The organism is Rhodobaculum claviforme, assembly GCF_016653255.1.
Taxonomy (GTDB): domain Bacteria; phylum Pseudomonadota; class Alphaproteobacteria; order Rhodobacterales; family Rhodobacteraceae; genus Rhodobaculum; species Rhodobaculum claviforme.
This window is the reverse complement of sequence record NZ_NHSD01000257.1, coordinates 1-10,929: the sequence shown is the minus strand read 5'-3', so window position 1 is coordinate 10,929 and position 10,929 is coordinate 1. Positions and strand designations below refer to the sequence as shown.

Sequence of the window (10,929 nt, the reverse complement as noted above, 5' to 3'; positions counted from 1 at the left end):
GCCCACCCCCATCGACCTGCACTACTGGCCCACCCCCAACGGCTGGAAGGTCACCATCGCGCTGGAGGAGATGGGCCTGCCCTACACCCTCCATTATGTCGACATCGGCGCGGGCGACCAGTTCAAGCCCGAATTCCTCAAGATCGCGCCCAACAACCGCATGCCCGCCATCGTGGACCATGACGGCCCCGACGGCGCGCCCATCGCGATTTTCGAGTCCGGCGCGATCCTGCAATACCTCGCGCGCAAGACCGGCCAGTTCGGCGGCCCGACGGAACGCGACCGCATCACCGTGGACCAGTGGCTGATGTGGCAGATGGGCGGCCTCGGCCCGATGGCGGGCCAGGCGCACCACTTCCTGAAATACGCGCCCCAGATGGACCCGCCGCAGGACCTGCCCTACGCGCAGGACCGCTATCGCCGCGAGGTGGCGCGGCTGCTCGGTGTCCTCGACCGGCAGCTGGCGGGGCGGGAGTTCGTGGCGGGCGATTTCTTCTCCATCGCCGACATGGCGATCTGGCCCTGGGCGATCCTGTGGGAGGGGCAGGAACAGACGCTGGAGGACAAGCCGAACCTTGCACGCTGGCTCGAGGCGGTGGGCGCGCGCCCTGCGGTCCAGCGCGGCAAGGACGTCGGCGCCGAGCGCCGCAAGAGCGGCCCGATGGACCGCAAGGCCCAGTCGGTGCTGTTCGGCGACCGCAAGACCGGCTGACGGATCGCCCCGGCCCGCGCGGGCCGGGGCGGCCACCTCAGACCGAGGTGCAGATGTACTTCATCTCCATGAAGTCATCGAGGCCGTGGCGCGAGCCCTCGCGGCCCAGCCCAGACTGCTTCACGCCGCCGAACGGCGCCACCTCGGTGGAGATGATGCCGGTGTTCACGCCGACGATGCCGTACTCCAGCGCCTCCTGCACGCGGGTCACGCGCCCGATGTCGCGGGCATAGAAATACGCGGCCAGCCCGAAGATGGTGTCGTTGGCGGCGGCGATCGCCTCCTCCTCCGTCTCGAAGCGGAACAGCGGCGCCAGCGGGCCGAAGGTTTCCTCCTGCGCCACGGCCATGTCCCTGGTCACGCCGGTGATGATGGTGGGTTCAAAGAACGAGCCGCCCAGCGCGTGACGCTTGCCGCCGGCGATGACCTTGCCGCCCTTGTCCAGCGCGTCCTTGATGTGGGCCTCGACCTTCTCCACGGCGGCGACGTTGATCAGCGGGCCGGTGTCCACGCCGTCAGACAGCCCGTCGCCCACCTTCATCCTGCCCACCGCCGCCGCGAGCTTCTCGGCAAAGGCGTCATAGACCCCGGCCTGGACATAGATGCGGTTGGCGCAGACGCAGGTCTGGCCCGCGTTGCGGTACTTCGACGCCATCGCGCCCGCCACGGCGGCATCCAGATCGGCATCGTCGAACACGATGAACGGCGCGTTGCCCCCCAGTTCCATCGAGCATTTCATCACCTGCTCGGCGGCCTGGCGCAGCAGGATGCGCCCGACCTCGGTCGAGCCGGTGAAGGTCAGCTTGCGCACGGTGGGATTCTCGCAGAACTCCTTGCCGATGTCCGAGGATTTCGTGGACGGGATCATCGACAGAAGGCCCTTCGGCACGCCCGCGCGCTCCGCCAGCACCGCCATCGCCAGCGCCGACAGCGGCGTTTCCGCCGCCGGACGCCCCACGAAGCCGCAGCCCGCCGCCAGCGCAGGCGCCACCTTGCGCGCGATCATGGCGTTGGGAAAGTTCCACGGCGTGATCGAGGCCACGACCCCGATCGGCTGGCGGATCACGGTGATGCGCTTGTCGGGCTGGTGGCCGGGGATGGTCTCGCCATAGACGCGCTTGGCCTCCTCGCCGAACCATTCGACAAAGGCGGCGCCGTACAGGATCTCGCCCTTGGCCTCGACCAGCGGCTTGCCCATCTCGGCGGTCAGGATCGCGCCCAGGTCGTCGGCGTTGGCCACCATCAGGTCGAACCAGCGGCGCATGACCTGCGCGCGCTCCTTGGCGGTACGCGCGGCCCAGGCGTGGCGGGCGGCCTCGGCGGCGGCGATGGCGCGGGCGGCCTCGGCGCGGCCCATGTCGGCGATCTCGCAGATCACGTCGCCGCGGGCGGGGTTGGTGACCGCAAAGGTGGCCCCGTCATCGGCCGCGACCCATTCGCCGGCGACATAGCCACGCGTCTCCAGCAGGCTGGGGTCCTTGAGCAGGGCCTTGAGATCGGTTGCGGTGTCGAGCATGGTTTCCCTCCTTGCCGATGTGGCTTTTGCCATGGCATGCCCCCGCATGGCGGCGTTGTCCAGCCGCCCGCAGGGGGCGCGATCCCCCGCCGGAGGGCCGATGACCGACGACGATCCCGACACCGCCTATGCCAACGCGCCCTTCATCGCCGATGCGGCCGGGTACCCGCCGCGCTGGGCGGCACAGGCGGCGGCGTTTCGCGCCAGCCTCGGGACCGGCCCTGGCGGGCGGGCGCGCAGCGGGCTGCCCTATGGCCCCGGCGCCCGCCAGACCTTCGATCTGTTCCTGCCCGAGGCGGTCGCGCGCGGGCTGGTGGTGTTCCTCCATGGCGGCTACTGGCGCGCCTTCGGGCCGGGCGACTGGTCGCATCTGGCCGCCGGTGCCGTGGCACGCGGCTGGGCGGTGGCGATGCCCGGCTACACCCTGGCCCCCGAGGCCCGCATCACGGCCATCACCGCCGAAATCGCCACCGCCCTGACCGCGGTGATGGCCGAGGTCCCCGGCGTCCCCGTGGTGCTGACGGGCCATTCGGCGGGCGGGCATCTGGCGGCGCGGATGCTCTGTCCGGATGCGGAACATCGGGGGGCGGTGCGGCTGGCGCGGGTGGTCCCGATCTCGCCGCTGGCGGATCTGCGCCCGCTGCGCGCCACCGCAATGAACGCGGACTTCCGCCTCGACGCCGCCGAGGCCGAGGCCGAGAGCCCCGCGCTGCACCCCGCCCCGGCCGTTCTGGTGCATGTCTGGGTCGGCGGCGACGAGCGTCCGGCATTCCTGTGGCAGGCGCGCACGCTGGCACAGGCCTGGCACGCCCCCCTGACGGTCGAGACCGGGCGCCACCACTTCGACGTGATCGACAGCCTGGCGCGGCCCGATGGGGCGCTGACGGCCGCGCTCCTCGACGGGCTGGGCTGAGGGGCGATGGATGCCGCCGCCCGCGTGGTGCTGGCCGCCGATGCCGTTGCTGATGCCGGTGGCGGGGCTGGGGCCGGGACCGATGGCGATCCCCCGGCGCTGGCGCTCGGCCGCGTGCACGAGGGGTGCGGCCCGGCCCGGCGGACGCTGGCGATCCTTCTGGCGGCGGCGGCGCGTGGCCCGGTGCTGTGGATCGCCCCGGCCCATGCCGCCGAGCGGCTGCACGCCGCCGGGGTGGCCGCCGCCGGGCTCGACCCCGCCCGCCTGACGCTGGTGGACGCCCCCCGCCCCGACGACATCCTCTGGAGCACCGAGACCGCGTTGCGCCACCTCGCCGCCACCGGTGCGGGCGGGATGGTGGTGGCCGACCTTGCCGGCCCGCCGGGGCTGGTCGCGGTGCGGCGGCTGCACCTCGCCGCGGGCGGGGCCGACGGCGGCGGGTCCACCCTGCCGCTGGGCCTGCTGCTGACCCCCGAGGACGGCGGCGCCCAGGGCATCGAGAGCCGCTGGCACTTCGCCCCCGAGCCCAGCCCAGAGCCCAGCCTCGACGCCAGCCCCGACCACAGCCCTGCGCACACCGCCTGGCGGCTGGAACGCCGCCGCGCGCGCGGTGCCGCCCCCGCCGCATGGCGCCTCGAGGCACCGGCGACCGGCCCGCTGCGACGGCACCGCCTCGCCTCTCCCGACCCGGCCTGAGGGCGGGCCTCCACCCCCCGCCGCCCCTGCCGCCGCCGGACAGCCCACAAAGGAAAGGACGCGCCCCGCTGGGGGCGCGTCCTTTCCGTCCGGCAGGGCGCGATGTCAGATCCGCGTCAGGCCGCTTCGTTGTCGCCGATCAGGGCCTGCGCACGGCGCTCGCTTTCCTCGCGCGACAGCGCGACAGAGGTCCGCACGCCCTTGGCCACGAATTCCATCAGCCCCTTCACGACGCGCTCGTTGGGATCGATCCCGGCACAGGTCAGCACCTCGCGGCCATCGCGCGATCGGGCCCAGCGGGCGATCTGTTCCGGCCCGTTGCCATATTTCTTGTCGTCGGCGATGGCGTCGTCCAGGGCCGCAAGAACCACCGCGGCAAACAGCTTGCGCGCGCGGGTGCCCTGCTCGTGGTTGAACGCCGCCCCGTCCACGAAATCAAACATGATGTCGTCCTTGTTCTTGCTCTTGCGTTTTCCGCGTCATGCCTCTTTAAGGATTTTGCGCACGATTCGATATCTGTTTTGCGCAAGCCTGTCATGCACGGAACGCATGGCGCTCTGTGCTCTGCGCCGCGGCGGCGCCCTGCCCGCATGACAAGGCCGCCCGACTTGTGTCCGGTCCATCCGCGGCATATAGGCAGGCGCAATCTTTTCGCAACAGTTTCGCAAGGTCTGGCATGCCCCGTATCAACGGCAACGAAATCCGCCCGAGCAACGTGCTCGAGCATGACGGCGGCCTGTGGGTCGCGGTCAAGGTCAGCCACGTCAAGCCCGGCAAGGGCGGCGCCTTCGCCCAGGTCGAACTCAAGAACCTGCGCGACAATCGCAAGCTCAACGAACGCTTCCGCTCCGAGGACAAGGTGGAGCGCGTGCGCCTCGACCAGAAGGACCAGCAGTTCCTGTTCGAGGCCGACGACATGCTGACCTTCATGGACAGCGAAACCTTCGAGCAGATCGCCCTGCCCGCCGACCTGCTGGGCGACCGCCGCCCGTTCCTGCAGGACGGCATGGTGGTCACGGTCGAATACTACGGCGAGGAAGCCCTCAACGTCACCCTGCCGCAAAAGGTCACCTGCACCATCGCCGAGACCGAGCCGGTGGTGAAGGGCCAGACCGCCGCCAACAGCTACAAGCCCGCGATCCTCGACAACGGCGTGCGCATCACCGTGCCCCCCTTTGTGGGCGAGGGTGAGGCGATCATCGTCAACACCGAAACCTTCGAGTACGTCGAACGCGCCTGACGCCGTCCCGCCGGCCCGACGCGGGCCTGCGGCGCCAGCCGCCGGGGCCGAGGGGGCTCGATGCCCCCGAGGCACCGGTTCCGGCGCACCCCCGCCCGCCTCCCGGACGCCCCCCATCAGGCCGCCGGGCAGAGACATCTCCATCCGCCACCGTGGGTCACCGCGCCGAAATCGGGCCGCGACGGGACGATGGAGACCCCCGCCGCATCGTCGCCATGCGCGCAGGGCGTCCGGCCGCCGCACCCGCGGGCCCGTCCGTACACAGCCCAGCATACAGCACCCGTCAGCGCGGACCCCGTCGACACAGCCCCAACGCGGCTCCGGTCAACGCGCCCCGCGATCCGCGCGCATGGCCCGCGCATAGATGGCCTGCGGCCCCGGCGCGGGCTGCGCGACCACCGCACCGCGCGCGCAGAGCTCGATCAGATGTGCCAGCACATTGCGCTCCGCCGCCGCGACCAGCGCCGGATCCAGCCCCGCATAGACCCGCCCCGTCAGCGTCGCGATATCCTGCGGCTCGGCCTCCAGCGCCGCCAGGATCTGCGCCGCGCGCCCCTCGCGGTGGGCGATCAGCTCGGCCAGGCGCGCGGCCGGGTCGGTCACGGCATCGCCATGCCCGGGATGGAACACCCGCGCCCCCACCCCCTGAAGCCGCCGCAGCGACGCCATGTAGGCCGCCATGTCCCCGTCGGGCGGCGACACCAGCGAAGTGGCCCAGCCCATCACATGATCGCCCGAAAACACCACGTCATCCCACCGCAGGCAGATGTGGTTGCCCATGTGCCCGGGCGTCCACAGCGCCACCAGCCGCCAGCCCGCGCCCTCCAGCACCGCGCTGTCCCCCAGCCGCAGGTCCGGGCGGAACCCCTCGTCGACACCTTCGCCCCCGCCCAGATCGCCCAGCGCCGCCAGCGCCGGGCTGCGCCCCGCCCGCGCATCGCCGAACGCCACGACCGGCGCGCCCCAGCGCGCGGACAGCGGGCGCGCCAGCGGGGAATGATCGCGATGGGCGTGGGTCACGATGACGTGGGTAATGCGCTCGTTCGGCGCCAGCGCGGCCTCCAGCGCGGCCATGTGGGCGCGGTCGTCGGGGCCGGGATCGATCACCGCCACCGCGCCCTCGCCCACGATGTAGCTGTTGGTGCCCGGCCCCGTCAGCCGCCCGGGGTTGGGCGCCAGCACGCGGCGCAGCCCCGGCGCGAGGCGCTCCGCCTCAGCCACGCAACCGCTCCCACATGGCATAGTCGGCCGCGGCATGCCGGCGCAGCCGCGCCACCGTATCGGGCTCGATCTCCAGCGCCGCATCGGGCGAGACGTTCAGCCGCGGCAGCGTGATCCCGCAATCCAGCCGATCCTCGAGGAACGCCACGAAACGGTCGATATCCTCATAGGCAAAGACCCGGTCCACCCCGCCGTCGGGGCCCTTCAGGAACGCCGCCTGGCTGCCGACATCGGCGTGCGGCGGCACCGGATCGGCCATGTGATCGCGCACGAAGCGGTCAAAGCCCAGACCCTGGGCGGCGCCGTCGGCGTCCGGCCCCTCCTCGCCCTGGCGAAAGCGGTACCAGCTTGCCAGCCAGTCCTGCGGCTCGCGCATCAGGGCGACGGTGGTGAACTCCGCACCGGCCGAAGCGCGCAGGAACGGCCCCACGAAGCGGCGATAGCGTGCGGCATCGGTGTGCTTGGCCGCCGGCGGGCGCAGGATCGAGAAGCTCGACAACCCGTCGAGCGCCGCCTCGATCGCCGTGGAGCCGGTCTTGGGCGTCGCCAGAAACACCAGCCGCTGGTCCCAGAACACGAGCATGCGGTCCCTCCCGTTGCCGGCGCGGCATAATCCCCGCGCCCGGCGGCGTAAACCAGACCTTAACGAATTTCATAAAATGCTGACCAAAGGGACAAGGCGGTTGCAATGTTCTGTTTTTGGACCCAAGGTTCGGCGGAACAGGACACGAACACACGCCGGGGCCGCCGCCCGGGTGGCCCGATTGCCGCGACGGCGCGGCTGTGCAACAAGGACCAAGGCGATGGCAACCGCAAAGCTTCTGGACATGACCGACAAGCGACAGAGCGACAGGCAGAAGGCGCTCGATTCGGCGCTGGCGCAAATCGAACGGCAATTCGGCAAGGGCTCGATCATGCGCCTGGGCGCCGGTCAGGCCGTGGCCGAGATCGAGGCGGTCTCCACCGGCTCGCTGGGCCTCGACATCGCGCTGGGGATCGGCGGGCTGCCCAAGGGCCGCATCATCGAGATCTACGGGCCCGAAAGCTCGGGCAAGACCACGCTGGCGCTGCACGCGGTGGCCGAGGAGCAGAAGAAGGGCGGCATCTGCGCCTTCGTGGATGCCGAACACGCCCTTGATCCGGGATACGCGCGCAAGCTGGGCGTGGAGCTGGAGGATCTGCTGATCTCGCAGCCCGACACCGGCGAACAGGCGCTGGAGATCGTGGACACGCTGGTGCGCTCGGGGGCGGTCAGCATGGTGGTGGTCGATTCGGTCGCGGCCCTCACCCCCAAGGCCGAGATCGAGGGCGACATGGGCGACGCCACCGTCGGCGCCCAGGCCCGCCTGATGAGCCAGGCGATGCGCAAGCTCACCGGCTCCATCCACCGGTCCAACTGCATGGTTGTGTTCATCAACCAGATCCGCATGAAGATCGGGGTGATGTTCGGCTCGCCAGAGACGACGACCGGCGGCAACGCGCTGAAATTCTACGCCTCCGTGCGCCTCGACATCCGCCGCATCGGATCGATCAAGGACCGGGACGAGGTCGTGGGCAACGCCACCCGCGTCAAGGTCGTCAAGAACAAGGTCGCCCCGCCGTTCAAGCAGGTCGAGTTCGACATCATGTACGGGGAGGGGATCTCCAAGACCGGCGAGCTGATCGACCTCGGCGTCAAGGCCGGCGTGGTGGAGAAGTCCGGCTCCTGGTACTCCTTCGGGGATGAGCGGATCGGTCAGGGCCGCGAGAATGCCAAGAGCTTCCTCAAGGCCAACCCCACCGTCGCCGCCGACATCGAAGAGCGTATCCGCTCGGCCCACGGCCTCGACCTGACGATGCCGGCGGGCGAGGACGACCCCGACCTGACGGAAAGCTGACAGGTGCCCCCCGGCCCCTGAGGGCCGGGGTTCGCCTGCGCGGCGGGCTTTGGTGCCGCCGCGCGCCGCGCCAGCCCGGACGGGGGCTTCCCTCGGCGGGGCGCGGGGCCTATCCTGTGGGTTCTTCACAACGGATCGGACCATGGCGCGCCCCATCATCGGCATCATCGGCAACAGCCACCTGATCAACGATCAGTACCCCGCGCACGCCTGCGGCCGGATGAACTCCGAGGCGGTGGCCGAGGTCGCGGGATGCCTGCCTCTGATGGTCCCCGCCGATCCCCGCCTGGCCCCGGTGACCGAGCTTCTGGAGGTCTGCGCGGGGTTCCTGTTCACCGGCGGGCGCCCCAACGTCCACCCCGAGGAGTACGGCGAGGATGCCACCGAGGCGCACGGCGCCTTCGACCGGGCGCGCGATGCCGTGGCGCTGCCGCTGATCCGCGCCTGCGTGGAGCGCGGCCAGCCCTTCTTCGGCGTCTGCCGCGGCTTTCAGGAGGTCAACGTGGCGATGGGCGGCACGCTCTACCCCGAGATCCGGGACCTGCCGGGGCGCATGAACCACCGCATGCCCCCCGACGGCACGCTGGAGGAGAAGTTCGCCCTGCGCCACCCCGTCCGGTTCACGCCCGGCGGCACCTTCCACCGCCTGCTCGGCAGCGAGGAGGTGATGACCAACACCCTGCACGGCCAGGGCATCAAGACCCCCGGCGCCCGCATCCGCATCGAGGGCCACGCCCCCGACGGCACCCCCGAGGCGCTGGTGGTGGACGGCGCGCCGGGCTTTACCCTGTCGGTCCAGTGGCACCCCGAGTGGAACGCCGCCGCCGACCCGGTCTCGCGCCCGCTGTTCGAAGCGTTCGGTGCCGCCGCCCACGCCTGGGCCGAAGGCCGCCGCCTGCGCCCGGCGCGCAGCGCCTGAGCCGACCTCAGACCAGCCCGGCGAACAGCGTCGACAGCCGCGCGCCCTCGTCCGCCAGCCCCCAGGGCGGGTTGACCACGAACAGCCCGCTGCCGATCATGCGGTGGCCGGGACGGGCGGGCGCAAAGCGCACCTCGTGACGCAGCGCATCGGGAAACCCCCGCTCCAGCGCCGCCAGCATCGCGGCATGCGGCGACTGCGTCAGGATCGGATACCACAGCACCAGGACCCCCACCGCCCACCTGCGATGGATCGCGGCCAGGAACGGCGCCATCGCGGCGTAATCCGCCGCCCCCTCGTAGCTGGGATCGACCAGCATCAGCCCGCGCCGGGGCTGCGGCGGGCACAGCGCCCGCGCCATCGCCAGCCCGCACCCCTCCACGATCCGCAGATCCGCCCGTCCGCCCAGCGCCGCCTGCAAGGCCGCATGCTCGGCCGGGTGGCGCTCGGCCAGCTGTATCCGGTCGCCCGGGCGCAGCAGCGCCGCCGCCAGCGCGGGCGATCCGGGATAGGCCGAGGGCCCGTGCCCGGCGCGCACCTGCGCCAGCGCGCGCCTGTAGGGATGGTCGGGGGCGAACCAGCCGCGCGCCTCGGCCAGGGCGATGCCGGCGGCGGCCTCGCCGGTGCGGCGGGCCTCCGGGGCAGACAGATCATACAGCCCCCGTCCCGCGTGCGTCTCGAGATAGCTGAGCGGCTTGTCCTTGTGCGTCAGGTAATCGAGCATCCACGCCACCGCGGCGTGCTTGTGCACGTCGGCGCGGTTGCCCGCATGATACAGGTGCTGATAGCCGAGCATCCCGCCTCCTAGCCCCCCCGGCTGCGTCCGGCAAGGCGCCGCTTGCCGACCCTGCGGCGGCGGGCTAGGGACGGCGCATGTCCGCCCCCCCTGCCCCCGCGCGCCCCTCCGAGGGCTACGGCACCCACGCGCGCAAGGTGCTGGGCCTCGGGCTGCCGCTGATCGGCAGCCATCTGGCGCAGATGGCGCTCCAGGTCACCGACGCGATCATGCTGGGCTGGTACTCCGTCGAGGCGCTGGCGGCGGGTGTGCTTGGCTCCACCATCTTCTTCACCTTCCTGATGATGGGGTCGGGCTTTGCCTGGGCGGTGATGCCGATGGTGGCCCATGCCGCCGCCGCCGGCGACGAGACCGCGCTGCGCCGCACCACCCGCATGGGGCTGTGGCTGTCGCTGGCCTTTGCCGCGCTGGTGCTGCCGGGGATGTGGTTCTCGGGCCCGATCCTGCGCGCACTGGGCCAGGAGGCCGCGCTGGCGGCGCTGACGCAGGACTATCTGCGGATCGCGGGATTCGGGCTGATCCCCGCGCTGCTGGTGATGGTGCTGAAAAGCCACCTCGCGGCGCTGGAGCGCACCCGGATGGTGCTGGCGGTCACGGTGGCCGCGGCGGTGGTCAACGTCGGCGTGAACTGGGTGTTCATCTTCGGCAATCTGGGTGCGCCGGAGCTGGGCGTGCGCGGGGCGGCGATCGCGTCGGTCGCGGTGGCGATGGTGTCGCTGGGGGCGCTGGCGCTGCATGCGGCGCTGGCGCCGGGGCTGCGCCAGCATGCGCTGTTCGTGCGGCTGTGGCGGCCCGATGTGGTGGCCCTGCGCCAGGTGTTCCGGCTGGGCTGGCCGATCGGTCTGACGAACCTGGCCGAGTCGGGGCTGTTCACCGCCTCGTCGCTGCTGATGGGCTGGATCGGCACGCTGGAGCTGGCGGCGCACGGGATCGCGCTGCAGATCATGTCGGTGCTGTTCATGGTGCAGATGGGCCTGTCGAACGCCGCCACCGTGCGGGCGGGGCGCGCGCTGGGGGCGGGCGACGGTCCGGGGCTGCG

12 protein-coding genes are annotated in these 10,929 nt (G+C 71.6%); 7 read left to right on the top strand and 5 right to left on the bottom strand.

Translation table 11 applies throughout. From position 1 onward, the window contains the following. Window positions 1-10 precede the first annotated feature (10 nt). Window positions 11-712, top strand: a complete 702-nt coding sequence (locus CCR87_RS09595; RefSeq protein WP_338048905.1) for a glutathione S-transferase family protein — start codon at window positions 11-13, stop codon at window positions 710-712. A 37-nt stretch (window positions 713-749) separates the two neighbouring features. Here the strand turns inward: CCR87_RS09595 and CCR87_RS09590 are convergent, their stop codons facing one another. Then, window positions 750-2,228, bottom strand: coding sequence for an NAD-dependent succinate-semialdehyde dehydrogenase (locus tag CCR87_RS09590; protein ID WP_201157306.1), 1,479 nt, complete (start codon window positions 2,226-2,228; stop codon window positions 750-752). A gap of 100 nt (window positions 2,229-2,328) precedes the next feature. Here CCR87_RS09590 and CCR87_RS09585 point away from each other — a divergent pair, with 100 nt between their 5' ends. Beyond that, window positions 2,329-3,141, top strand: coding sequence for an alpha/beta hydrolase (locus CCR87_RS09585; RefSeq protein WP_201157305.1), 813 nt, complete (start codon window positions 2,329-2,331; stop codon window positions 3,139-3,141). Window positions 3,142-3,147: 6 nt separating this feature from the next. Beyond that, the gene (locus CCR87_RS09580; RefSeq protein ID WP_242511937.1) at window positions 3,148-3,837 is read left to right on the top strand and encodes a hypothetical protein; all 690 of its coding nucleotides are present in this window, start codon (window positions 3,148-3,150) and stop codon (window positions 3,835-3,837) included. Between the two features lie 116 nt (window positions 3,838-3,953). Here CCR87_RS09580 and CCR87_RS09575 read toward each other — a convergent pair whose 3' ends face one another. After that, window positions 3,954-4,280 carry a DUF6280 family protein gene (locus CCR87_RS09575; RefSeq protein ID WP_201157304.1) on the bottom strand — a complete coding sequence of 109 codons (327 nt, stop codon included), beginning with the start codon at window positions 4,278-4,280 and terminating at the stop codon, window positions 3,954-3,956. Window positions 4,281-4,513: 233 nt separating this feature from the next. Between CCR87_RS09575 and efp the strand changes: the two genes are divergently transcribed. After that, entirely contained in the window at window positions 4,514-5,077 is a 564-nt protein-coding gene (gene efp, locus CCR87_RS09570) for an elongation factor P (RefSeq protein WP_201157303.1), read from the top strand. Between the two features lie 324 nt (window positions 5,078-5,401). On the opposite strand, the gene CCR87_RS09565 is transcribed toward efp, so the two are convergent. Then, window positions 5,402-6,319 carry an MBL fold metallo-hydrolase gene (locus CCR87_RS09565; RefSeq protein ID WP_201157302.1) on the bottom strand — a complete coding sequence of 306 codons (918 nt, stop codon included), beginning with the start codon at window positions 6,317-6,319 and terminating at the stop codon, window positions 5,402-5,404. Continuing rightward, a complete protein-coding gene (locus CCR87_RS09560; protein WP_201157301.1) occupies window positions 6,291-6,881 on the bottom strand; it encodes a sulfotransferase family protein in 591 nt (196 codons plus the stop codon). The genes CCR87_RS09565 and CCR87_RS09560 overlap by 29 nt, the downstream gene beginning before the upstream one ends. Window positions 6,882-7,101: 220 nt before the next feature. Between CCR87_RS09560 and recA the strand changes: the two genes are divergently transcribed. Together recA and CCR87_RS09550 are read left to right on the top strand one after the other, a co-directional pair. Further along, window positions 7,102-8,175 (top strand): recombinase RecA, encoded by a 1,074-nt coding sequence (gene recA / locus CCR87_RS09555; protein WP_201157300.1) that lies wholly within the window; start codon window positions 7,102-7,104, stop codon window positions 8,173-8,175. A gap of 142 nt (window positions 8,176-8,317) precedes the next feature. After that, window positions 8,318-9,094, top strand: coding sequence for a gamma-glutamyl-gamma-aminobutyrate hydrolase family protein (locus CCR87_RS09550; protein WP_201157299.1), 777 nt, complete (start codon window positions 8,318-8,320; stop codon window positions 9,092-9,094). Between the two features lie 7 nt (window positions 9,095-9,101). On the opposite strand, the gene rlmJ is transcribed toward CCR87_RS09550, so the two are convergent. Beyond that, entirely contained in the window at window positions 9,102-9,890 is a 789-nt protein-coding gene (gene rlmJ, locus CCR87_RS09545) for a 23S rRNA (adenine(2030)-N(6))-methyltransferase RlmJ (RefSeq protein WP_201157298.1), read from the bottom strand. Between the two features lie 77 nt (window positions 9,891-9,967). On the opposite strand from rlmJ, the gene CCR87_RS09540 reads away from it, so the two are divergent. Continuing rightward, window positions 9,968-10,929 (top strand): MATE family efflux transporter (locus CCR87_RS09540; RefSeq protein ID WP_201157297.1); only part of this gene is annotated, 962 nt, incomplete at its 3' end.

What these genes read in the sequence shown, in the direction of transcription:
- CCR87_RS09580 (WP_242511937.1), top strand. Translation starts at nt 3,148, where the DNA reads ATGGATGCCGCCGCCCGCGTGGTGCTGGCCGCCGATGCCGTTGCTGAT.
- CCR87_RS09550 (WP_201157299.1), top strand. Translation starts at nt 8,318, where the DNA reads ATGGCGCGCCCCATCATCGGCATCATCGGCAACAGCCACCTGATCAAC.
- recA (WP_201157300.1), top strand. Translation starts at nt 7,102, where the DNA reads ATGGCAACCGCAAAGCTTCTGGACATGACCGACAAGCGACAGAGCGAC.
- CCR87_RS09560 (WP_201157301.1), bottom strand. Translation starts at nt 6,881, where the DNA reads ATGCTCGTGTTCTGGGACCAGCGGCTGGTGTTTCTGGCGACGCCCAAG.
- CCR87_RS09565 (WP_201157302.1), bottom strand. Translation starts at nt 6,319, where the DNA reads ATGCCATGTGGGAGCGGTTGCGTGGCTGAGGCGGAGCGCCTCGCGCCG.
- CCR87_RS09585 (WP_201157305.1), top strand. Translation starts at nt 2,329, where the DNA reads ATGACCGACGACGATCCCGACACCGCCTATGCCAACGCGCCCTTCATC.
- CCR87_RS09590 (WP_201157306.1), bottom strand. Translation starts at nt 2,228, where the DNA reads ATGCTCGACACCGCAACCGATCTCAAGGCCCTGCTCAAGGACCCCAGC.
- rlmJ (WP_201157298.1), bottom strand. Translation starts at nt 9,890, where the DNA reads ATGCTCGGCTATCAGCACCTGTATCATGCGGGCAACCGCGCCGACGTG.
- efp (WP_201157303.1), top strand. Translation starts at nt 4,514, where the DNA reads ATGCCCCGTATCAACGGCAACGAAATCCGCCCGAGCAACGTGCTCGAG.
- CCR87_RS09575 (WP_201157304.1), bottom strand. Translation starts at nt 4,280, where the DNA reads ATGTTTGATTTCGTGGACGGGGCGGCGTTCAACCACGAGCAGGGCACC.